The following is a 24,422-nucleotide window of genomic DNA, read 5'->3' on the forward strand; positions in this document are numbered from 1 at the left end:
ATGGCTCTCTAACAAGCTTAGACTAACTGCAAGGCTCACGTTGATTTACTCAAGGATTGCCTGATAAATCACAACCACTCGCTCCGCGTGGGCCGCCACATCATCAAAGGCCAACTTACCGGCTTTTTGTTGCAGGGTGAGACGATGATTTTCATCCCGTAGCCAGCAATAACTCTGGGTTAAGTGCTGCGCACTCATGAGCGGCAAAAGCTCAAGCTCGGCCAGCACACCAAAAATACGCACGTTATCAGACCAAATCGACAACTCGGGATATTCATGTGCATGGGCAAGCACTAAATATTGGGCGATAAACTCAATATCCGTGATCCCGCCGGGGCTCTGTTTCAGATCGAATTCACCATCGCTGACCTTGAGTAAATGGTCGCGCATCTTTTGGCGCATCTCACGCACGGCCTTTTTCAGCTCGTCCTTGTCCCTTGGTTGCTCAAGCACGGAGGCGCGGATCTGGCTAAATTTAGCCGCTAAACTATTATCGCCAAACACAAAACGTGAACGCACTAAGGCTTGATGCTCCCACGTCCAAGCCTCCTGCGCTTGATACTCACCAAAGCGCGCAATCTCACTCACCATTAAGCCCGATGCGCCAGACGGACGCAGGCGCATATCCACTTCATATAACTCACCCGAGGTGGTTCGGGTCGAGAATAAGTGCAGAATACGTTGAGCCAGTTTCAAATAAAAATGGCCCACTTCTATCGGTCTATCGCCATTGGTAAGACTGTTGGCCATATTTTCGGGCGCTTCGTAGAGGAAAACTAAATCCAGATCCGAACCGTAACCCAGTTCGATACCGCCTAACTTGCCATAGCCTATGACCGCAAAGCCGGTGTCGTTGCCTTCCTCAAGATAACTGGGCACACCATGGCGCACCGCCACTTGTTGCCATGCCTGCATCACCACTTGCTCGATAATGGCTTCGGCCAAGAAGGTTAAGTGATCGCTCACCTGCATCACAGGTAAAACGCCAGTCACATCGGCGGCGGCAATTTTCAGCTGTTGTGACAACTTAAACTGGCGCAGCGCCTCCATTTGCTGCTCCATATCATCTTCAGGTACTCGCAGCAGATACTGGCGCAGCTCACTCGGATAATCATCGAGCGAGGTTGTGTCGTACAGATGCGCTGGGTCGATAAGCTCATCGAGCAACATCGGGAATTTAGCAAGCTGCGCCGCAATCCAAGGACTGGCGCAGCACAGGCTCACAAGCTGTTGCCGTGCGCCGGGGTTTTCGCACAGCAACTCAAGATAGGTCGTGCGCGTCAGAATTTGCTCTAACACCTTTGAGACCGGCTCAAAGGCCGCTGAAGGGCTCGGCTGATTGAGTAACTCCTCGAGTAACCTTGGCATTAATTTATCGAGGGTCTCACGGCCACGGGGACCAATCGAGCGTTTAGTCACGGTGTCGCGCCAACTGCTGAGCAGCGGCCAGAGTTTATCGTCGTCAATCTGCTGCTCGGCGAGGAGATTGATCGCGTGATCGTCCTGCTGCACATTCCACAGCTGCGCAGTCCAATGCTCGGCTTTCTCCTCGCCTTCTTCGCCGCCCACTGTGGCTTTAAAATGACGATGAATTTTCGCCATCGCCGCCTCGATATGGGTGCGAAGATCGGTTTCGTTGGTCATATCCAGCACTGCGCAAAGTCTTGCCCAATCGAGGGGATTATTTGGTAGAGTCTGGGTTTGCTTATCATCAATCGCCTGTAACAGGTTCTCGACTCGACGCAGTAATAAGTAGCTGTGTTTTAGCTCATCGACCGCCAAGTATTCGAATTGCCCTAGGCTGTAAAGGGTGTCCATGGCCCCAAATAGGCTCTGTTGGCGCAGGGCGGGTTCACGACCGCCGCGGATCAGCTGGAAGCTTTGCACCACGAACTCCACCTCACGTATCCCGCCCGCACCGAGTTTAATATTGTCGGTTAACTGGCGGCGACGCACTTCTTGGGCAATGAGTTGTTTCATTTTGCGCAGGGATTCAATCGCCGAGAAGTCGATATAACGGCGATAAACAAAGGGGCGCAGTAAGCTGTGTAATTCGTCGGAAAAATGGTTCCAAGGTCCGAGCGAACGGGCTTTGACCATGGCATAGCGTTCCCAATCCCGCCCTTGCTCTTGGTAATAATCCTCAAGGCCACTAAAACTCACCACCAATGGACCACTCTCGCCGTAGGGACGCAGGCGCATGTCGACGCGGAACACAAACCCATCGACGGTAATTTGGTCGAGTAAATTAACTAGCCGCTGCCCCATACGGATGAAAAACTGTTGATTATCGAGACTTCGGCGCCCACCCACGGTTTCGCCATGTTCAGGGAAGGTAAAGATAAGGTCGATATCGGAGGAAAAGTTCAGCTCACGCCCACCGAGCTTGCCCATGCCCAAAATAAGCAAAGGCTGCGGGTTGCCTGCCTTATCCATAGGCGTGCCATATTGGGCACACATTTCTTTATAGAGCCAATCCCTTGCCCCAATAACTAACGCTTCGGCGAGTGCCGAGAGGTCTAACAGTGATTCTTCTAAGCTGGCGTAATCTAAAAAATCTCGCCAGGCTAAACGCACCATTTGATAGTTACGGAATCGGCGTAATTGACGTTTTGCGAGGTTTTCAGTCGTCGCACTATTTAACTGTTCGTGTAACTGGGCATCAAAGGTCTGCCGTTCCACTTGCTGCAGATCGCCCGCGAATAAAGTGTTAATCCACTCGGGTGACCGAGTTAACTGCGCTGCGATATAATCGCTTAATCCTAAAACGTTTTTCAGTTCCTGCTGCTGCGCAGGCGTTAAATTTGCCAGTCCTTCTGACCATACTTCGGCGAGGCGTGCCCAATGCCGCTCTGCGGCTTGAGTAACGAGGGGAGACAATGACTTATTACTGTCTTTTTGTACGGCCATAATAATCCCTAACAAATTTAAACGTCGACATATTATGTCATAAATGATATAGAATGAAGCCACATCAGGTTTGATGCCATTGCCATGCCTCAAGGCAAATTTCCCTCCATGGCAAATGCAAGCTCAGCCCAACAGAAAGTGGCCCCCCTCTTTCTTGGCTGTTTAGGGTACTATAACCTGTGAGGCAAACATATTGGGCAAGTAGATTATTATTGTCCGCCCATATTTGAGTTTTATTTCAGCACTTTTGGAGAAAACATGGCAGGAATGCTAATGCGGGTTCTCACGTCGATACTCATTTTGGCCGCGACCTTATCGCTTACGGGTTGTGGCGATGACAGGCCAGAGAAAATTGAGAAGTATCAACAACTCACTCAGCAGCGCCTCTCGACACTCAATACCATGCTCGAGGACGGTCAGGTACGTAACGCCAATCTGCTCAAGCAATATAGCAGTTTGCTCAAACAGCAAAAGCCCGATTTCGCGCCACTCTTGGATGAATTAGCCAAGGATTCAACCGCCGAAGGGCCAATGTATACGTCGCTGAAGCGCCGCTTAGACGATGCCAAGAACCCGGCTAACTTTACCGATCTCGACCAGCAACTCGCCGAGGTTGAGAATCTCTATCAAGCGGCCGATCCCAGCCTGTATAACGACATGCTTTCCGATCCGGTCAACGTGATTGCCGATATGTCGGATGGCAAGCTTGCCCGCGTTAATGCCATCAGCCGTGAAGCGGCGGCCCTTGCCAATAATGCCGAAGATTTTGGCCCTGGTAGCCAATTGGTGGGTAACCCAGCCTACGGCAGCTGGCAGACAGACTCGAGCGGCATGTCCTTCTGGGCTTGGTACGGCATGTATTCGATGTTTTCGAATATCTTCCACCGCCCCATTTATTACGACCGTTGGTCGGGTAACCGTGGCTACAGCTATTACAACGACGTAGGTCGCTATCGCTATACCTCGCCAAAACAAGCACAGGCGCAGGAAAAAACCTTCGAGCAGACCAAAAAACGTTTCGATTCTCAAGGGAAACGCTTCGACAGCCCCTATTCAAAATCGCGCACGGGTGCCACGGCTCTCTCCCGTGAGAGCAGCAGCGCGCCTAAAACCAATACCACAGCGAATAAGTCGAGCGCGCAGTCGGGCAGCAAATTCCGCTCAAATTATTCTAAAGACAGTAGCTTCCGTAATTCCAGCAACCGCACGACCCGCAGTGTGCGCCGAGGCAAGTAAACTAAAGGATCTCCCATGACATTATTTCAGGATTTCGGTATCACACCAGAGCTAGTCACCATACTGGCAATTGACCTCACTATTGCGGTTATCTTGTTGACATTAATGCGTTATTTGCAGGGTTGGAGCGTCAGAGTCAACAGCAGTAAAGAACTGGCTGAACGCGATAACTTTGCCTTTGGGATCAGCACCGCCGGCGCCGTTGCCGCGCTCGGCATAGTGCTGACCGGTGCTATTACTGGCACAGCTGCGCCCTCGTATTTAACCGAAGCCATTGGCATGAGCGCCTACGGGTTATTTGGTTTAGTGCTGATTAAACTCGGACGTTTTTTACACGACAAAATCGCGCTAAATGAGTTAGATAAGAATCAGCAAATCCTTAAAGGCAATGTGTCTGTCGCCATTGTAGATGCGAGCGCCGCCATCGCTACCGCGATCATTATTCGCGCCGTCCTGCTATGGGCCGAGGATTTAACACTCGATACCTTTATTGCCATCTTCAGCGCCTTTGCGATTTCGCAGTTGATGCTAGTGCTACTCACCCGCCTACGCGAAAAACGCTTCGCGAGTCGTAATCAAGACTCTTCCATGCAGCAAGCTCTCGCCCAAGGCCACACTGCGTTAGCCATTCGCCACGCAGGTTTTATGATCGCCATGGCGTTAAGCTTTAATGCCGCGAGTCATTTTATCCTGTTCAACCCAACCGCCTATGTGACCAACATCATCGGCTGGTTAGTGTTCTCTATCATCATGTTGGTGGTACTGACACTGCTGCTATTCGTAATCAAAAAGCTGGTGCTGGCACGAATCGATTTAGCGGATGAGGTAGAGAGACAGCACAACATTGGTATCGCTGCCGTGGAAATGGCCATCAGTATTGCTATCGCACTTATTCTCACGGCCCTAATGGCGTAATCCAATGCACGAATCCCAAATAACCGGCTCTGCGACTCAAACGGTAAAAACGAGTCGCCTAAGCTGGTTCGATGATGTCCTACTATTGGGCATTATGGCCGTACTCGCTGGGTGCGGCCTGATCTACGAATACCTGTTGTCCCACTACGCAGGCCGGATCTTAGGCGCGTTAGAAGCCGCCATTTACACTATGATCGGCCTGATGATCGTCTCCATGGGTCTTGGTGCCTTTGCCGCTCGCAAAATTAAAGATGCTTTTACTGGCTTTGTGGTGCTCGAACTCACGGTCGCGCTCTGCGGCTCGCTGGCGATTTTAATTACCGCAGCCGTGATAGGTTTTGGTCAGCAGCTACCGATGCTTATCGCCTCCACCTTAGGCTTACCACCGGATCAACTGCCCGAGGGTGGCATGATTGGCTCGCTGCAAAAGCTGAGCGAATATCTGCCCTATGTCTGGGGCGTTTTGCTCGGCTTGATGATCGGGATGGAAATTCCGCTGATCGCGAGGGTGAGGCAATCTCTATCAGATGAGCACTTACTGCATAATGCCGGTACTATTTATGGCGCCGACTATATTGGCGCAGGGATTGGCGCGGCCATTTGGGTCGGCTTTATGCTGGCCATCGATATTCAACTCGCCGCCGCGCTGACCGCCAGCTTTAACTTGCTCGCGGGCTTTGTGTTTATCTGGCGTTTTTGGCCCAAGATCCAAAGGGCGAAATTATTGCTCGCGGGGCATTTTGTGGTCACGGGCGTATTATTGCTGCTCGCCATTCAAGGGCCGAATTGGGAGCAACAGTTCAACAATCTGCTCTATAAAGACAAAGTGGTTTACGCTAAGGCCTCGCGCTTTCAACAACTCACCTTTACCGAGCGCTTACGCGGCAATGGCCTCTCCCCCATATACTCTTTGTATATCAATGGCCGATTACAGTTTTCGAGTATCGATGAGCATATCTACCATGCGTTTTTAGTTCACCCAACACTAGCTGCTAGCGCTCGCCACAACAAAGTATTAATCATTGGTGGTGGTGATGGACTGGGCCTAAAGCAAGTGCTGCGTTGGGAACCTGAGCAAGTGACCTTGCTCGATCTTGATGCCGCATTGGTGCAACTCTTTAAAACGCCCGATACGGATATGCCTAAGCGCCTAAGCCAAGCCCTGTTAGCCCTCAATGGCAATGCCTTTAACGATCCTCGCGTTAAAGTGATCCACGACGACGCTTTTAATGGGGTCGATAAATTGATTGCCGCAGGAGATAAATACGATGCCATTATTGTGGACTTGCCCGATCCTAGCCATCCCGATTTAAATAAGCTCTATTCGGATTATTTCTATCGCAAGCTCAAGGAACTAATGAGCAGTGATGGCGCTCTGACTGTACAGTCAACCTCGCCCTATCACGCGCAAAAGGCCTTTATCTCGGTCGCGAAAACCTTGGCTTTAGCGGGGTTTGACGTAAAACAGTATCACCATAACGTCCCAAGCTTTGGAGAATGGGGCTGGAGCATTGCCACTGTATCGGGAAAAGATGCCCAGCATCGCTTAGGCGAGCTGACAACACTGCCGATAGCGGATGACTGGTTAACCTTAGGTTTAGTCAAAGGCGCCTTTGAATTTCCTGCCAATTTTTATCAGGACGCCGCCAATATTAAGCCTAACGAACTCGGTTCGTTGCAGTTGTACCATTATCATCAACAGGCATGGTCCGAAACCCAAGGACTGGATCTTTTTTAACGGATAAAGATAGTGCTTGACATATTATGTCTCGGTGCTATCTTTGAACACAGACATAATATGTCAATAAGGACAAATATGAATATCCATACTCTTGCTAATCACCTCAACAGCCTTGGCAATAACAGCCAGACCGGCTTCCAATTCGATTGCTATCCAATTGATGGTGAAGTCGAAGTGTTGCAAGTGAATGTGGTCGGCCGTGAAGAAATCCCGGTATTCGTATCGGTTACGGACAACCAAATTCTCTGCATCAGCTACCTGTGGGGCGAGAACGAAGTAAACCAAGAACGTCGCAGCGAAATGTTTGAGACCATGCTCGAATTAAACATTCCAATGCCATTGTCAGCCTTTGCCAAAATTGATGACAAATACGTGGTTTACGGCGCGCTGTCTCTGCAATCTAGCATGCTCGAAATCGAGCAAGAGTTAGCAGTCTTATCCGATAACTGCTTAGAAGTTATCGATGAAATGGTCGACTATCTGAAATAAGGAGCCACAATTATGGGCATTCTGAACAAAATTTTAACAGCGTTTCGCGGTGGTGCCACCGAAGTTGGCCAAAGCATCGTAGACGCAAACTCGACTCGAATTTTCGAACAGGAAATCCGTGATGCCGAGAAACATTTAACCAACGCCAAGCGCGAACTGACCGATGTGATGGCGAAAGAAATGCAAGCCAGCCGCGAAGTTGACCGCTTAAAGCGCTCAATTGCCGAACACGAAGGCTATGTAACTCAAGCATTAGATAAAGGCAACGAAGCCTTAGCCATTGAAGTGGCTGAAAAAATTGCTCAATTAGAGCAAGAGCTGGCAGAGCAGCAAAGCGCCAATGACAGCTTTAGCGCCCATGCACTGCGCCTGAAAGACTTAGTGAAGAAGACCGAGCGTCAACTGTCTGATTATCAACGTCAGTTAAGCATGGTTAAAACCACCGAAAGCGTACAAAAAGCGACGGCGACCATTACCGACTCTTTTGCCTCAAGCAACTCTAAGCTGCTGAATGCCAAAGATTCATTAGAGCGTATCAAGGCGCGTCAACAACAGTTTGACGACAGATTGAAAGCCGCAGAAACCTTAGCCGAAGAAGGCAGCGATAAATCATTGCAGGCCAAATTAGCCGAGGCAGGCATTGGTGAGCAAAAATCGAATGCCAACGCCGTGCTCGAACGTATCAAGGCACGTAAAAGCTAATTCATGATTGACCAAACGCCGAGCACCGATGGGACCATCACCCCCTATTGTGCTCGGCTTTTTTGTTTTTTGTTTTAGACACACGGATATGCCCAATCAGCCACTCATGGTGTGAGCTTTGGCATGGTGCGCACTGTTTAGGAGCGAATATGGGATTTTTTAACAGTATTTTTGGTAAAAAGACGCCGCCAGCGCGTGAACTCAATCATCCCTCTGCGCTCAAGATCGGCGATATGGTCTCCATCGACAATAGTTTTGCTCTGCCGCCACAATTGCGCGGTCAACAACTGAAAGTCGAAGCGGTGAATACCTATGAGTTTGAACGCAATCAGCAAACCGAGTGGGTGCTAAAAGGTCACGGTAGCGAGACGCTATTTTTGAGTCTTGAAGAAGACGATGAAACTTACCTCGCCTTCTCCCTTAAAATTACCCGTGCACAGGTAGAACAATTATTCGATTTAGAGCAATTCAGTACCCTGTTCGATGAACCAGGCCACGCCGAACTTACCACCCAAGAGTTATCGCCTCAGCTAGCCGAGCAGCTCGAACAATGGCTGGGTAAACAATACCATCAAGTAACCTTTGCGCTGTTTGGCTATTTTCACCGTGAAGACTACCGCGGCCTAAAACCGCCGCAGGATGCCAATGGTGCAACCGGCGAGCCCTTCGAATATTATTTACTGCTCGACGATGACGAAAGCCGCGCGGTAGAAGTCGAAGTGTACGAAGGCGGTGATACGGACGTAGTACTGACCTTATACCGCCCCCTGTCGGACATTCGCGACTACTGGCCCGGTCAATAAAGTTTGGCATAGGATAAAGTGCGCGACTCGCACTTTATCGCTTAAGCCATTACAATCCCAATTGAATTCGCTCGAAATGTACGGTTGATAGCAACAGGTAACGCCTAATGAGTAAAACGAAACACCCTCTCCCAGAGCAATGGCAAAAGAACCAGCAAGCCGCAAAAGCGACGCAAGTGGCCTTCGATCTCGATGAAAAGTTTCAATATTCTATTCGTAAAGCCGCGCTCGATGCGGGTGTCAGCCCTTCCGATCAAATCCGTACCATTTTAGGCTTAAGTGTTTCAAAACGTCCGACTCGCCCCCGCTTAACCGTCTCACTAAACGCCGAAGATTATGTACAACTCGCTGAAAAATATGGTCTTAGCGCCGATTCTCAGCTTGAGATTAAACGCCGCGTGCTTGAAGACTTAGTACGCTTTGTCGCCGAAGATTAATCGCAGTTACGCCTCTAAGCATTTAAGCGCCCGACAAACCTAAGTCGGGCGATTTATCACAAAGTTAATTTACTCATAGCGTAAACTCTTTTACCTTAGACATTCGCCTTAAAACACAGGGATCATGTTAGGCATGACAGATAAAACCCCTTGGTCGCTCCGCTCTTTGGGTAATCCATCTCCCTTCGAATTCGCCATGATGCTGTTGTCGCTGCTGTCGGTCATCATAGTGTTAGTGATGACCTTTGGCCGACTCGACAAAGAAACCTACCGGTTACTGTTTTTTATCGATACCACGATTTGCATGATTTTTATGGTTAACTTTTTCGTTGGCCTATTTCGCGCACGCGATAAAGTATTTTATCTGCGCCATCATTGGATTGATTTTATCGCCAGTATTCCCGCCATCGAGGCACTGCGTATCGCGAGGGTGTTCCAAATTCTGCGGGTGATACGCTTAATTCGCATGAGCCGTTCTTTCCTTATTCCATTGATAAAGCAGCGAAAACAAGCAACCCTCGCCAGCTTACTGGTCGCTATGGTGACCATTTTAACCTTCGCTTCTATCATCATTCTGATTGTCGAAAGTGGCACCGAGGGCGCCAATATCCAAACTGCCGAGCAAGCCATTTGGTGGGCCTTAGTGACTATTTCGACCGTGGGTTATGGCGATTTTTATCCCGTCAGCACTGCAGGGCATATTGTTGGCGGCATAGTGATTGTCAGTGGCGTGAGTTTTTTCGGGGTGATTTCGGGTTATATGGCCTCGGTATTTGTCGCTCCCGATGAAAGCGAGCGCCAAGAACGTCAAGACGCCCATAAGGCAGAGATTAAAAGCGAACTCGAAATGGCTCTTGCCAGAATGGAAGAAAATCAGCGGCAGATGGAGCAAAATCAAGCGCAGATGCTGGCCAAAATTGCCGAGTTAAAACAGGCATTGGAAGCCCAAAAAAATTAGGAAGGCATGGCCTTCCTAAGCTTCATTCTATGGGTTGATGACCAATCGGCCATTTACCAATAGGTCGTTTGCGTCATCGCGTTTTGTCTCGACGCCTCCATCGCAAAGAGTAAGCTTTGCTGCTTAGCCTCAAGCCAGTCGCTTAAGTCGATGCCAAGGGTTTGCGCCGCCAGCGTTAATTGCTGATAACAAGCTAAGGTTCTAATCCCTAACACTAAATCCTGCCAAGGTGCCCTAAAGGCATCGCGGGATTTTGCCTCATACAAAAGCCCATACGCTTGTCCAACTTGAATACTCTCATCCAGTAACGACGCGCACTGCAAATAATCCTCGGCTGTCATGGTCTTATCGCTTGGCATGGCCGAGAGTACCGCCTGCCATGAGGCTTCCTGCGCATGATCAGCATGCTGGGATAACCCAAGCTCTGCGGGCAGTTCGATATTCCCCGCGCTGAGCGCCAATAGGATCTCAACAATCGCTAACTGCAATTGACCGTATTCAACACTTTGCCAGAGTGAGTCTAACCGCCCAGAGATATCCATGGCTTCAAATTGCAGCTGTAGTTGTTGCATCAAAGCTTGACGGGCGTCGTGCCGAGCCAATAAGCCTTTTTGACTGCCAAGCAAGGCTGCGAGGGCCTGTGCCTCTTCAATGAACACCAGTTGCGATTCAATCAGATTAAAGTGCTGCATCAAAGTAGTGTTAGCGAGGCCAAACTGGCTTAGCGTCATCCGTAATAAACGGATACAGGCGCGCATCCGCCACCACAGGGCTATTACGGCTTCGTTGTCTTGTTCTTCAACAATCATGGCTTCGAGCAGCTGCCAACGTTCGAGTGCAGTTTCCAGTAGCACTTGGCAGGTAGCCGTTAAATCCTGTTGGTGGGGCTGATGAAGGTTGAGATCCTCTGGCACGGGCAGCGGTAAAAACTCTAGCGCACTCAAGGTTAACGGCTTAGATTGCCCCGCGAGTCGATAGCCGCGCTGCGCCTTACTGGCTTTACCTAAACGAACAGGAACGCTATAGGCCACTTGCATCGCCAAGGTTAATAAGGCACTGGCATCCCCCGACAATAGCTCAAATTCGAGTTCGCATAGGGCTTCATGCTGACCATTAGCGGTAATATCACCCGTATCCAAAGCAACCTCAATAAGGCTCTCTTCAAGAGTCACATGCCAGGCGCGGCGATAAAAATCGGTGTGAAATACACAGCCAAGCGCCGCTTGCACTGAGGCTAAATCGGCATTCGCGGGCCAGATAGTGGCGGGAAAGAGGCTTAAATTTGGGCTGTCGGCTTCAATGGTGACGTTATATTCGGGACGCGAATGGATCCCGCCCACAACTTGCCCCGCCGTCTTAATGGTTTGCTCTTTGTGACCATCAAACCCGCGTACCCTTAACCCCATGTCCCATTGGCGTAATTGTAACCCGGGGGTATCAAAGTAACCGTTGCTTAAGCGACGCTTTCCCTGCGGAGTGGCGTTTGGCAGGCTATCTAACTTATTTATCAAGGATTCTTGAAACTTAGGAAGGAAAAACAGTTTTAATTCTATCTCTGCATTCATTGCGGCACCGCTCATTTTGTCATCAAATATTCATTGATGCGTCACTTTTAGTTCATAATGTCACAAATGTGTCATAAAAATCCCGTAGGATTTGGTTTTGAAGTTGGTATATAACCCGTTAGAATAAAGCTGTGATTTTTTCTCAAAAAACACAGTTTCAATACGCGGACGCATAGGGTAACATGCGCCCGCTTTTTCCAATCATGGAACAATCTAAATAGGTAAACGGCAATGCCAGTAAACTCTATTTTGGGCGTGTTTGCAAAATCGCCAATCAAGCCTCTTCAAGAGCACATGGACAAAGTCTACGATTGCGCATCGTTACTGGTCCCCTTTTTCGAAGCCACCATCACAGGTAACTGGGATGGCGCAGTTCAACTTCGTAAGCAAATCAGTTTAGCGGAAAAGCAAGGTGACTCACTCAAGCGTGAAATTCGCCTCACTCTGCCAAGCGGCTTGTTTATGCCAGTTGAGCGTACAGATCTATTGGAACTACTGACTCAACAAGACAAAATCGCTAACAAAGCAAAAGATATCTCTGGTCGTGTTATCGGCCGTCAATTATTAATCCCTCAGGTCATGCAAGTGCCATTTATTGCGTATCTACAACGTTGTATCGACGCAGTAGGTCTTGCAAAACAAGTCATTAACGAACTCGAAGATTTGCTTGAAGCAGGTTTCCGCGGTCGTGAAGTCGACTTAGTGGCTAAAATGATCAACGAACTCGATATCATCGAAGAAGATACTGACGATCTGCAAATTCAATTACGTCGTCAACTATTTGCATTGGAATCAGAATTGAATCCTGTCGATGTGATGTTCCTCTATAAAACGATTGAATGGGTCGGCGGTCTTGCAGATCTTGCCGAACGAGTCGGTTCGCGTCTTGAGCTCATGCTGGCTCGCGTTTAATAAATAAGGTTATCAAGGTATCAATATGGTTGATGCAGGTATGGAGGTGGCTAACGTCTTAGCCACTAATGGGCCGTGGCTTATTGCCATTGCGGCCGCGTTTGGTTTTCTAATGGCGTGGGGTATTGGTGCGAACGACGTGGCCAATGCAATGGGAACCTCTGTGGGTTCCAACGCGATTACTATTAAACAAGCGATTATTATCGCAATGATCTTCGAATTTGCTGGTGCTTACTTAGCCGGCGGCGAAGTAACCAGTACGATCCGTAACGGTATTATTGATTCAAGCTACTTTACCCAAACCCCTGAATTGCTGGTATACGGCATGATTGGCTCGCTGTTAGCCGCGGGGATTTGGTTAGTTGTCGCATCAGCCTTAGGCTGGCCAGTATCGACCACTCACTCAATCGTGGGTGCGATTATCGGCTTCGCGGCTGTGGGTGTTGGCACTGATTCAGTCGCTTGGGAAAAAGTAGGTGGTATCGTTGGCTCTTGGGTCATCACCCCTGCAATCTCTGGCTTTATGGCTTTCATTCTGTTCCAAAGCACACAAAAACTGATTTTCAACACAGATAACCCACTCGCTAACGCGAAACGTTATGTGCCTTTCTACATGGCATTTGCGGGCTTTATCATGTCGTTAGTCACTATCCTTAAGGGTTTATCACACGTTGGTATTCACTTAAAAGGTGCCGAAGCATACATGCTAGCCGGTGTGATTGCGCTGATCGTGGGTATCGTGGGTAAAGTGGTGATTTCTCGTTTAAAAATGGATGAGAAAGCCACCCACAAAACCATGTACGCTAACGTTGAAAAAGTGTTTGCTATCCTGATGGTTCTGACCGCCTGTTGTATGGCGTTCGCCCACGGTTCAAACGACGTAGCTAACGCGATTGGCCCATTAGCGGCGGTTGTCTCTGTGGTAAACAGTGGCGGTGAAATTGCGTCTAAATCTGCATTAGTTTGGTGGATCCTGCCTTTAGGTGCCGTGGGTATCGTGATGGGTCTGGCAATCTTCGGTAAGCGCGTGATGCAAACCATTGGTAAAAACATCACTCACTTAACGCCAAGCCGTGGTTTTGCTGCCGAATTAGCCGCTGCCTCGACTGTCGTTATTGCTTCTGGTACTGGTTTACCTATCTCTACTACCCAAACCTTAGTCGGTGCGGTATTAGGTGTGGGTATGGCCCGTGGTATTGCTGCAATCAATATCGGCGTAGTGCGTAATATCGTTGTGTCTTGGGTGGTCACCTTACCTGCGGGTGCAGGTCTGTCGATCATCTTCTTCTTTATGATTAAAGGTATCTTTAACTAAGAAGCCCAAGGTGACTATGGCAAGCTTGCCGTAGAAACGCACAAACACACAGGAATCGCTAGCATGGATGCGGCAAAGTTGAGGGAAGTCTATGACTTCCCTCTTGCATTGCAGGCCTCAAATCCCTAGCATGTGGTCACTATTTCGTTGATGAGAATACAAAAGTGTTAAGAATGCTGACTCTGGTGGGAATGATGTTACTCTCCCCCAACCTGCTGGCCGAAGGCCAACCCCGCTATATCTCGGACAACGTGTTTCTTTATATTCTCAATGGTCCGAGTACAGACTACCGTATCTTAGGCTCAATTGAAGCGGGTCAACCAATTACCTTATTAGGCGAAACCCAAGGCGATTACTCCAAAATTGTCGACCACAAGGGCCGTGAAGGTTGGATACCGACTAACATGATTAGCTCGGCACCCAGTTTCCGCGAGCAAGTATCGTCACTCACCAGTGAACTGGCTGAAGCCAAAGCTAAACTGGACGAAGTGATGAGCTCAACCGATAACCATGCCGATGAAGTGGCCGAGCTTAAAGCCAAGCTGACCGAAGCCGAAACTATGCTCAGCAAAACTACTCAAGAGCGTGATAGTTTGAAAGTGGCCGTGGATCGCAGCGCTCAAGAAGCACAATTTGCCCTCTGGCGTGAAGGTGGACTGATCGCCGCCGCCGGTTTAGTGGTCGGGGTGATTTTGGTTTATCTACCAAGACCGCAGCGCCGTAATAAAAAGCGTTGGATGTAAATTTTTACGCGAATCCGCTGAAAGTAAAATCAAAAGCCAGTGTTTTCAAACACTGGCTTTTTTGTCAATTGAGCGTTACATCTGGCGCGTAACAAGCTAATCAAACAATCTTCACATTCTTTCACGCTATAGTGTTGTCCGTCACATTTTGGTTGTATAATCTGCGCGCGCAAAGCTTCATATTGTATACAAAATATCAAATGCGTTTCGCGCCCCCCATTTTTGTTTCAACAATAGAGCCCAAAACAACTGGCCAAGATGGAAGCGATTACTATGTTCAAAGCGAGTGAAGTGCTGGCAGGCCGCTACGATTCTGCCAATCTCGACGAACTGTTCAAAGCCGTCACCGACAACTACATTGTCGATGAAGAACAATACTTGTCAGAGCTAATCAAACTAGTGCCCTCCAGTGATGAAGCCATCGAGCGCGTCACTCGTCGTGCCCACGAACTGGTCAACAAAGTTCGTCAATTCGATAAGAAAGGTTTAATGGTTGGCATCGACGCCTTCCTGCAGCAATACAGCCTAGAAACACAGGAAGGGATTATCCTGATGTGTTTAGCCGAAGCCCTGCTGCGTATTCCCGATGCGGCCACCGCCGACGCCTTGATTGAAGATAAACTCTCAGGCGCGAAATGGGATGAACACTTAAGCAAGAGCGATTCGGTTCTGGTTAACGCCTCCACTTGGGGCCTGATGCTCACTGGCAAAATCGTCAAACTCGATAAAAAAATCGATGGTACGCCAAGCAACCTGTTAAACCGTTTAGTGAATCGTCTAGGTGAGCCTGTGATCCGCCAAGCCATGATGGCGGCGATGAAGATCATGGGTAAGCAGTTCGTTCTCGGCCGCACCATGAAAGAAGCGCTCAAGAACAGCGAAGACAAGCGTAAATTAGGTTACACCCATTCCTACGATATGCTGGGTGAAGCCGCGCTGACGCGTAAAGATGCCGAAAAATACTTTACCGATTATGCCAATGCGATTACCGAGTTAGGCGCGCAAAGCTATAACGAAAACGAATCTCCACGCCCAACTATTTCTATCAAGCTGTCGGCACTGCACCCACGTTACGAGGTCGCTAACGAAGACCGTGTACTGACCGAGCTGTATGACACCGTTATTCGCTTAATTAAGTTAGCCCGTGGCTTAAATATCGGTATTTCTATCGACGCCGAAGAAGTTGACCGCCTCGAACTGTCGCTAAAACTGTTCCAAAAACTGTTTAATTCTGACGCCACTAAGGGTTGGGGCTTACTCGGTATTGTGGTGCAAGCTTACTCTAAGCGCGCCCTGCCGGTGCTGGTATGGTTAACCCGCCTAGCGAAAGAGCAAGGCGACGAAATCCCCGTTCGCTTAGTGAAAGGCGCCTACTGGGATAGCGAGCTGAAATGGGCACAACAAGCTGGCGAAGCTGCTTACCCACTCTACACCCGCAAAGCCGGTACTGACGTTTCTTACTTAGCCTGTGCGCGTTACCTGTTATCCGACGCCACCCGCGGCGCGATTTACCCACAATTTGCCAGCCACAACGCGCAAACCGTTGCCGCGATTTCCGATATGGCGGGCGATCGTAACCACGAGTTCCAACGCCTACACGGTATGGGACAAGAGCTGTACGACACTATTCTGTCGGAAGCTGGCGCGAAAGCGGTACGTATCTACGCTCCAATCGGTGCCCATAAGGATCTGCTGCCCTACTTAGTGCGTCGCCTGCTGGAAAACGGTGCGAACACCTCGTTCGTACACAAGCTGGTCGACCCGAAAACCCCTATCGAGTCTTTAGTGGTTCACCCACTGAAAACCCTGACAGGCTACAAAACCCTGGCTAACAACAAAATCGTTTTACCTACCGACATCTTCGGTAGCGATCGCAAAAATTCCAAGGGACTCAATATGAACATCATTTCAGAAGCAGAGCCATTCTTCGCGGCCTTAGACAAATTCAAATCGACGCAGTGGCAAGCGGGCCCTCTGGTTAATGGTCAAACCTTAACTGGCGAGCACAAAACCGTGGTGAGCCCATTCGATACCACCCAAACCGTGGGTCAAGTGGCCTTTGCCGACAAAGCGGCTATCGAACAAGCTGTCGCCTCTGCCGATGCCGCGTTTGCAACTTGGACTCGTACTCCGGTTGAAGTGCGCGCCTCAGCCCTACAAAAGCTGGCGGATCTGTTAGAAGAAAACCGCGAAGAACTGATTGCCCTCTGTACCCGTGAAGCGGGCAAGAGCATTCAAGACGGTATCGACGAAGTGCGTGAGGCCGTAGACTTCTGCCGCTACTACGCGGTGCAAGCTAAGAAGCTGATGTCAAAACCTGAACTGCTCCCAGGCCCAACGGGTGAGTTAAACGAACTCTTCCTCCAAGGTCGCGGTGTGTTCGTCTGTATCAGCCCATGGAACTTCCCATTAGCTATCTTCTTAGGCCAAGTTTCGGCAGCCCTCGCTGCAGGTAACACTGTAGTGGCTAAACCTGCTGAACAGACTTCTATCATTGGTTACCGCGCAGTGCAGCTCGCACACCAAGCGGGTATTCCAACGGACGTGCTGCAATATCTACCAGGCACTGGCGCTACCGTAGGTAACGCACTGACGGCTGATGAGCGCATCGGCGGCGTATGTTTTACCGGTTCAACTGGCACAGCCAAACTCATCAACCGCACACTGGCAAACCGTGAAGGCGCAATTATTCCGTTAATCGCCGAAACTGGTGGTCAAAACGCTATGGTGGTTGACTCTACTTCTCAGCCAGAACAAGTGGTTAACGATGTAGTGTCTTCATCCTTCACCAGTGCGGGTCAACGCTGCTCGGCGCTGCGTGTACTCTTCCTACAGGAAGATATTGCAGACCGCGTTATCGACGTACTCCAAGGTGCAATGGATGAGTTAGTGATTGGCAACCCAAGTTCAGTGAAAACTGACGTAGGCCCAGTTATCGATGCGACCGCGAAGGCGAACCTTGACGCCCATATCGACCACATCAAGCAAGTGGGTAAGTTGATCAAGCAAATGTCTCTGCCAGCGGGTACCGAGAATGGCCACTTTGTGTCACCAACTGCCGTTGAAATTGACTCAATCAAAGTGCTTGAAAAAGAACACTTTGGTCCAATCCTGCACGTGATCCGTTACAAGGCATCTGAACTTGCCCATGTGATCGATGAAATCAACAGCACAGGCTTTGGCTTAACTTTAGGCATCCACAGCCGTAACGAAGGCCACGCCCTCGAAGTGGCTGACAAGGTTAACGTAGGTAACGTGTACATTAACCGTAACCAAATCGGCGCAGTGGTTGGCGTACAGCCTTTCGGCGGCCAAGGTCTGTCGGGCACAGGTCCAAAGGCCGGTGGTCCACACTACTTAACTCGCTTCGTGACTGAAAAGACTCGCACTAACAACATCACCGCTATCGGTGGTAATGCGACCCTGTTGTCACTGGGTGATAGCGACGCCTAAGTCCTAATGACTTATTGATAAACGAAAGCCAGACTCTGTCTGGCTTTTTTATTGGCGAATAAATACTTACAGCTAAATGCAATTCCATAAATAATTATATCAATCAATTACTTTGGCATCATTTGAGGGATGATTTTTAGATATCTGAATATTATGGGAGTCTTCGCATTTTTCATTTGAGTTTATCAATCAAAAGCAAAGTCGTGGGGCTTCACCCCACACCCGACCAAGGAGGACTGCTCGTCCTATCAAAAACGTCCATGTTAAATAGCCAGCTCGATATCCCTATCTCGCGCTCAAAGCGACTTTTAGCCTTCGCCCTTGGATGCTCCAAGACGCCCCTAGCGAAGTTACTGCGTTGGTTAGTGGCTTCGCAGGGGAAGGTGAACTCCTGAAATTACAGTGCCAGCTGTTAATCTGAAAAGAGTTCTACCTGTCCTTCTTTGTGAGCAGCTGAAGGGCGCTGAATATAAGGTCTTGGATATGTTCATGCCGCCATAGTGTGGCGGCATGAGAGAAAGCGGGGTTTATGGTGGTTTAGTCATTGCACAAGTAAATGAATCTCAAATGATTCCAATGGGATTACGCTTCGGTTAGCATAAGATTAACTGCTTATAAATGATGACTTCATAAATAACATGGAGATACAAATGAGTTTCCCTATCACGGTTACTGCCAATATTGATAGCCAAGCAGTAAATAGCACTCTAGAAATAATTCTTCACAATGGATTGACTACCCTAATTGGCCCAAATGGTTCAGGAAAAACACATATTTTACGTTCATTAAAATATGCCCTCCTTCCCCATTTAGAAAACAAAAAGGTTCGTTTCTTGTCTGCTGGCAGAATGAGCCCACTTGAGAACTACCGCTCAGATTACGGTGGATATGGTGGAAATCCAGATTTTGATCGTGCTCGACTAGGAAGCTCATCTGATACAAGCAGAAGACATTCAATTGAAACTTTAAACGGTGATTTTCAAACCTTATCCCAACGTGCAGATATACTAATTAAAATCCAAGAGCGATTACGCAAGCTCTTCAACAAAGATATCGTGCTCGATTGGGATTCCAATGGCCTCAAAGCATCATTCATTAATCTAGATAATCCTGATAGTCAGTATTCATCAGGTAAAGAAGCCTCAGGTTTAATTCATTTAGTTGGGATATTATCTGCATTGTATGATGATGAAGTAGGGGCATTACTTATTGATGAACCAGAGGTTTCTCTCCATCCACAACTTCAATCATTCCTTCTGCAAGAAATAATTAATGCATCTGGACATCCAAATGAAGGTGGATATAAAAAAATCATAGTAATTGCGACCCACTCTACAGAAATGTTTAAGATCAATAAACCATCAGATCTACCATCAATTATCTTTTGTCACGGCATATCAAAACCACCAGTACAAATCCCAACAGATGCTGGCGAATTAAACAATAGAAAAGTAAAAGAACTTATCGCTCGACTAGGTCAGGAGCATAAACTCGCCCTATTCTCAAAGCGCCCCTTACTTGTGGAAGGCCCATCCGATATTTTTATATGTAGTGCCTTATCAAATATTTTTGATATTCATCTTGAAGCGGCTGGCTCTCAACTTTTACCTGTCATAGGTAAAGGACAGATGTCAGTCGTCGCAAAGCTCTTTAGGTTAATGGGCAAAGAACCTGTAGCCTTGGTTGATGCTGATGGTATTGCAGATGGAACAGCTCTCGTCAGTGGTTACTTAGTTGGGAATACATATGCTGATGAACTTGCAAGTGAGTCTGGGGCAGCCACGGCAAATGATATGGCTACAGATATTTACAATGACTTCTGCAGACTTGTTACCAATGAATGGAATAGCATAGCCATATTAGCTGAGCAACATCCATACTGGATTAACAAATCTCAAGATGATGATCTTATAGTTTCAAAACGCAGAGCAACATTCTGTACACTTTTTACACATGAAGATGAAGAACTGCCCCAACCATTCATTTCAATTAAAAGAAGACTTACAGCACTTTTAAACATTTTGGAAAAATGCGGTCTCTTTATTCTTAGGAAAGGATCCATTGAATCATATTACTTAACATCAGATCAAAATACCTCTATAGGTAAACCGAATGCTGCCATTGATGAAATTGACTCATTCTACAGCATTAACAAGTCTGATTTAACAACGTCATATGGAGATGTCATCAGATGCATTACTCATGCTGCAATGACTCAAAAAATAAGTGAGGCCGAAGCACTAAGAGCACTAATCCTTGCCATTGTATCTCCTGCGCATGAGATGTTTAAGAGCACTCCTACATCAACTCACTTCAATGCTTTAGCTAGGTCAATCCTTGGCGGACGTTCAGAAATGTTTGATCTAGCAGTTAAAAATGACAGGCTCATCATTACTATTAAAAGTAATATCCTTGACGTTGATAGCTTCCCTGTTGAACTCAGCAGGGATGACAATGTACCTCAAGTTATTAACAGAGCTCTAGGTATCACCTCTTAATAAACAGACCAGCAGTCCTCGGAAAGACAGGACAGGCACAGATCTTCGGGGATTAATAGCTCGCACTGTTGCGTCAGAAGTTCACCCTCCCCTCGGAGTTGCCGCAGGGCATTTGCGGTCGTTGCGTGAGCGAGGCATGGATAATGGAATGGACCCATCCACTTTTAATCGGCCTCGCAATGGGCCACGATGTAGTCGCTAAAACTCATCAGAAAGAGGACGGGTCCACCTATGAAGATTACTACAATTGGTTTAGATATCGCAAAGTCTGTTTTTCATGCTGTTGGTGTCGATAAAGCTGGCAAGTTAATCAAAAAGAAAATGCTTAGACGCAAAGACTTGCTTCCCTCTCTTGCTCAAATTGAGCCGTGCCTAATTGTGATGGAAGCCTGTGGTGGAGCAAATTACTGGGCCAGAGAATTTCAGCTGTTGGGCCATAACGTCAAGCTAATCGCACCTCAATTTGTCGTGCCTTTTCGGCAAGGTAACAAAAATGACTACAACGATGCCTTAGCCATCGCTGAAGCTGCGCAGCGACCCAACATGCGGTTTGTAAAACCCAAAAGCGTCGAGCAGCAAGATGTGCAACTGCTCCACCGTATGCGTGAGCGATTAACTAAGCAATCAACAGCGTTAATCAACCAAGTGCGAGGCATGTTAGCAGAATACGGCATCGTGATAGCCAAAAGTAAATCGGCTTTTAAAGTACAGTTCCCAGATATTTTAGCGGATGAAACCAATGCGCTGACCACCAAAGGTCGGGCCATTTTTTATCAGTTATATGAAGAGTTTAGTGATATAGAAAAACGGCTTAAGGGTTGTGATGCCCAAGTACTCACTGAAACTAAAAACAATGTGATTTGCCAGCGTTTAGAGACTATCCCAGGTATTGGTCCCGTCACCGCTACCGCCTTTTATGCCGCCGCAGGTGATGGTAAAGATTTCACTAATGGTAGGCACTTTTCAGCTTGGTGTGCCAAGCAACACAGCAGTGGAGGTAAAGACAACCTCCTTGGAATAAGCAAACGGGGAAATGCGTATTTACGCACCCTGTTCATTCACGGCGCCAGAGCGGTGTTGCAACACAGCCAGAATAAGCAAGATAAGTTTAGTTGCTGGGCAATCCAGTTAGCAGAGCGCCGAGGCTTTAACCGAGCTTGTGTGGCCGTCGCCAATAAGCTCGCCAGAATGGCATGGGTTATCGCGGCGCATGACGAAGAATATCGACTTCCAGTATAGTGCTGAATAGATTCAATAAACGTTAATAATTAACCAACCAGCAAGTTGCTAAGACACTTGATTTGATGATGAGACAGTCAGACTGATCTACTGAAAACCTTAGTCGGGCATAGGCTCATAATGAAGCCGCAAGGATGATAAGGGCAGTAGAAGCAGATATCCATCAGGGCCAGAGAGATCCCTCAACAACAGGCCGGATATATGGGTGCAATGAACTCTTCTCAAAATCGCTATCGAATGTCTTGCAAACCGGATGGGTCCATATATGCCGAGATAGCGTCAGTCGAATCAGGGACGAGCGTCTGACGCGATAGCATAAGAACGCTTAATGGCCAAGGGGCTTTCAACTCCGTTGGGGACGCCGGGGGATATCCAAAAGGGGAACAGGCGCTTTTCCCCTTTTGGTCGGGTGTGGGGTGAAGCCCCACGACGTTGATTCACCTCGGCCGAAAGGCCGCAATTACTCATATACCCACCGCGATAAGCTTGCCAATTCAAACACCAAAAAAGATGGAACAACCACAACTCTTTTGCGGAACGATGATGGTAAAAATACTCCATTACATTCAATGTCTTATAGTATTTTCTATTACAATACTTTTGAGTTACATGATTTTCAAAAAAATCGCAGAAAACCAACCGTTAGCTGCGGTCCTATACTTCTTGGTTGCGTTATTAGTCACCATTCCTTTTTTCCTACGTATAAACCCGTTCACTCTTTATGAAGGATATTGGGAGACAATTTGTGCAATATTTATGGTTGTCGGTATTATTGCTGCAATCATAGCCAGTCCAATATTTGACTTTTCAAGTACAAAAACAGACTTAAGCCTGATGACACAATCAATCACCAATAAGAATTGTCCATATGAAAAGCAACGTGATGTTCAAAAGAGAAATGAATATTACAATTTGAATGAAATCCTGTTGAAAAAGTGTGCACTTCAATCTAACCGTGATCAACTTGAATTTGTTATAAACATTTCAAAAGCAACATATTTAGATCCAGTTACGGGGACAATTGATAGCTTATACAACGATTTAAATTTGCGTGAAAAACCAATGACCTGCCAAGATATTGCAAAAATCATGGACTCATTATGTCCCGGCCACTTAATAATTAGAACGAACTAAGTTCTAACCATTAACAAAAAGATGGGACAAAAGACAAGACAGGCACAGATCTTCGGGGACTAATAGCTCGCACAGTTGCGTCAGAAGTTCACCTTCCCCTGCGAAGTTGCTGAAGGGCGTTGAAGAAAATCGCGTGACGCAGATAGGACGTCTGCGTAGCTTTCGGGGGGAAGGGACGCCCCATCGGAAGCGTTAGCTATTTTCGAATAAGCACGAAGCCACTCATCAATGCATGTAACTTCGCTAGGGACGCCGGGGGATTTCCAAAAGGGGAACAGGCGTTTTTCCCCTTTTGGTCGGGTGTGGGGTGAAGCCCCACGACTTTGATTCACCTCGGCCGAACGGCCGCCATTTAACGCAATAGCATTAAGGACACTTAATCCTCAAGCGCCCCGCTCCGAGGTATGACCCCAACGCATTTTTCTCACTCACTTACCTCACATGAATTTCCTCAAAACTGAGTCTCACTAAGCAAGACGTTTGAAAGCCAATGTGAGCGGCTTCAAATTGTGAATAGGTGAGATTTGAAAGCGATATGAGGGGATTGCGCCTAAGAGATAAAAACCTTCATAATCGCCATTCAATCAACCGATTTTTTACTTTCTCAAAGTCACTTTCTCAAGGCAGCTATGACATTCTCGCTATTAGATATTTCTGCATTAACGTGGTTTATCGTTTCTTGGGCTGGCTATACCGCTTTTGCCCGACGCAAAGCGAAGGATACCGACTGTATTGCCCGTGGCCTGCATAAACATCGAATTTACTGGATGCTCGAGCTGATGACTCGAGGCGTGCGGGTAGGCGATGCGGCGTTATTAGCGAACCTTGAGCGTAATATTGCCTTTTTTGCCTCGACCACGTTGTTCGTGCTCGCGGGGGTATTAACCTTATTTGCCCAGGTTGAACGCCTCGAAGCCGTGATTGCTACGATTCCCTATGCTACGCCGCCGAATCACTCCTTAGTCCAAGTGAAGTTAGCGCTGTTGGTGGTGATCTTCGTGATGGCGTTTTTCCAATTTACTTGGTCAATGCGCCAATACGGCTTTGTGAACGTGATGATAGGCGCAGGCCCCATGGATAGCGAAGGCGCCAATGACAACCTCAAAGCCTACGCGCGGCAAATGGCGACGGTGCAAGACCAAGCCGCCCATTCCTATAACTATGGCCTGCGAGCTTACTACTTTTCGATGGCTGTGCTCTGCTGGTTTGTGCACCCGATACTGTTTATTTTGGCTAGCCTGTTTGTGGTGGTCACCCTGTATCGCCGCGAATTTAAATCCCGCGCCGTAATAGCCATTACCGCCGCCAAGGCACATTTAGGTAGCGAATATCAGGCGCGAGAAACCCAGCGCCAAGCCAAGTAGTCGCCAGC

At 48.0% G+C, this 24,422-nt stretch carries 18 protein-coding genes; 16 read left to right on the forward strand and 2 right to left on the reverse strand.

Going from position 1 to position 24,422, the window contains the following annotated elements; all coding sequences use genetic code 11:
* Positions 1 to 45: 45 nt before the first annotated feature.
* Positions 46 to 2,910, reverse strand: coding sequence for a bifunctional [glutamate--ammonia ligase]-adenylyl-L-tyrosine phosphorylase/[glutamate--ammonia-ligase] adenylyltransferase (gene glnE, locus L2713_RS01210; RefSeq protein ID WP_248966584.1), 2,865 nt, complete (start codon positions 2,908 to 2,910; stop codon positions 46 to 48).
* 258 nt (positions 2,911 to 3,168) lie between these two features.
* On the opposite strand from glnE, the gene L2713_RS01215 reads away from it, so the two are divergent.
* The 8 genes from L2713_RS01215 to L2713_RS01250 all read left to right on the forward strand — a co-directional run bounded on the left by L2713_RS01215 (position 3,169) and on the right by L2713_RS01250 (position 10,191).
* Positions 3,169 to 4,146 carry a hypothetical protein gene (locus L2713_RS01215; RefSeq protein WP_248966585.1) on the forward strand — a complete coding sequence of 326 codons (978 nt, stop codon included), beginning with the start codon at positions 3,169 to 3,171 and terminating at the stop codon, positions 4,144 to 4,146.
* 15 nt (positions 4,147 to 4,161) lie between these two features.
* Positions 4,162 to 5,061 (forward strand): DUF350 domain-containing protein, encoded by a 900-nt coding sequence (locus L2713_RS01220; RefSeq protein ID WP_248966586.1) that lies wholly within the window; start codon positions 4,162 to 4,164, stop codon positions 5,059 to 5,061.
* A 4-nt stretch (positions 5,062 to 5,065) separates the two neighbouring features.
* The gene (locus tag L2713_RS01225; RefSeq protein ID WP_248966587.1) at positions 5,066 to 6,799 is read left to right on the forward strand and encodes a polyamine aminopropyltransferase; all 1,734 of its coding nucleotides are present in this window, start codon (positions 5,066 to 5,068) and stop codon (positions 6,797 to 6,799) included.
* A gap of 78 nt (positions 6,800 to 6,877) precedes the next feature.
* Positions 6,878 to 7,291, forward strand: a complete 414-nt coding sequence (locus tag L2713_RS01230) for a YjfI family protein (RefSeq protein ID WP_007645549.1) — start codon at positions 6,878 to 6,880, stop codon at positions 7,289 to 7,291.
* Positions 7,292 to 7,303: 12 nt separating this feature from the next.
* Positions 7,304 to 7,993: a PspA/IM30 family protein gene (locus L2713_RS01235; protein ID WP_248966588.1), complete on the forward strand. Its 690-nt coding sequence runs from the start codon at positions 7,304 to 7,306 to the stop codon at positions 7,991 to 7,993.
* Positions 7,994 to 8,142: 149 nt separating this feature from the next.
* Complete coding sequence (locus L2713_RS01240; protein ID WP_248966589.1) at positions 8,143 to 8,796, forward strand: DUF4178 domain-containing protein; 654 nt, start codon at positions 8,143 to 8,145, stop codon at positions 8,794 to 8,796.
* Positions 8,797 to 8,903: 107 nt separating this feature from the next.
* A complete protein-coding gene (locus L2713_RS01245) occupies positions 8,904 to 9,233 on the forward strand; it encodes a hypothetical protein (protein WP_011715971.1) in 330 nt (109 codons plus the stop codon).
* 133 nt (positions 9,234 to 9,366) lie between these two features.
* Positions 9,367 to 10,191, forward strand: a complete 825-nt coding sequence (locus L2713_RS01250) for an ion transporter (RefSeq protein WP_089068997.1) — start codon at positions 9,367 to 9,369, stop codon at positions 10,189 to 10,191.
* A gap of 53 nt (positions 10,192 to 10,244) precedes the next feature.
* On the opposite strand, the gene L2713_RS01255 is transcribed toward L2713_RS01250, so the two are convergent.
* Positions 10,245 to 11,756, reverse strand: coding sequence for a CYTH domain-containing protein (locus tag L2713_RS01255; RefSeq protein ID WP_248966590.1), 1,512 nt, complete (start codon positions 11,754 to 11,756; stop codon positions 10,245 to 10,247).
* Positions 11,757 to 11,987: 231 nt separating this feature from the next.
* Between L2713_RS01255 and L2713_RS01260 the strand changes: the two genes are divergently transcribed.
* The 8 genes from L2713_RS01260 (at position 11,988) to L2713_RS01295 (ending at position 24,414) form a co-directional block, all read left to right on the forward strand.
* The gene (locus L2713_RS01260; RefSeq protein ID WP_011623862.1) at positions 11,988 to 12,668 is read left to right on the forward strand and encodes a TIGR00153 family protein; all 681 of its coding nucleotides are present in this window, start codon (positions 11,988 to 11,990) and stop codon (positions 12,666 to 12,668) included.
* A 25-nt stretch (positions 12,669 to 12,693) separates the two neighbouring features.
* A complete protein-coding gene (locus L2713_RS01265) occupies positions 12,694 to 13,983 on the forward strand; it encodes an inorganic phosphate transporter (protein WP_248966591.1) in 1,290 nt (429 codons plus the stop codon).
* 194 nt (positions 13,984 to 14,177) lie between these two features.
* The gene (locus tag L2713_RS01270) at positions 14,178 to 14,726 is read left to right on the forward strand and encodes a TIGR04211 family SH3 domain-containing protein (protein WP_164717988.1); all 549 of its coding nucleotides are present in this window, start codon (positions 14,178 to 14,180) and stop codon (positions 14,724 to 14,726) included.
* A gap of 258 nt (positions 14,727 to 14,984) precedes the next feature.
* The gene (gene putA, locus L2713_RS01275; RefSeq protein ID WP_248966592.1) at positions 14,985 to 18,179 is read left to right on the forward strand and encodes a bifunctional proline dehydrogenase/L-glutamate gamma-semialdehyde dehydrogenase PutA; all 3,195 of its coding nucleotides are present in this window, start codon (positions 14,985 to 14,987) and stop codon (positions 18,177 to 18,179) included.
* 650 nt (positions 18,180 to 18,829) lie between these two features.
* Positions 18,830 to 20,677 (forward strand): ATP-dependent nuclease, encoded by a 1,848-nt coding sequence (locus tag L2713_RS01280; protein ID WP_248966593.1) that lies wholly within the window; start codon positions 18,830 to 18,832, stop codon positions 20,675 to 20,677.
* Positions 20,678 to 20,908: 231 nt separating this feature from the next.
* A complete protein-coding gene (locus L2713_RS01285) occupies positions 20,909 to 21,916 on the forward strand; it encodes an IS110 family RNA-guided transposase (protein WP_248966594.1) in 1,008 nt (335 codons plus the stop codon).
* 510 nt (positions 21,917 to 22,426) lie between these two features.
* Complete coding sequence (locus tag L2713_RS01290; RefSeq protein WP_248966595.1) at positions 22,427 to 23,050, forward strand: hypothetical protein; 624 nt, start codon at positions 22,427 to 22,429, stop codon at positions 23,048 to 23,050.
* A gap of 629 nt (positions 23,051 to 23,679) precedes the next feature.
* Complete coding sequence (locus tag L2713_RS01295; protein ID WP_248966596.1) at positions 23,680 to 24,414, forward strand: DUF599 domain-containing protein; 735 nt, start codon at positions 23,680 to 23,682, stop codon at positions 24,412 to 24,414.
* Positions 24,415 to 24,422 lie beyond the last annotated feature (8 nt).

This window comes from Shewanella seohaensis, assembly GCF_023283775.1.
GTDB lineage: Bacteria > Pseudomonadota > Gammaproteobacteria > Enterobacterales > Shewanellaceae > Shewanella > Shewanella seohaensis.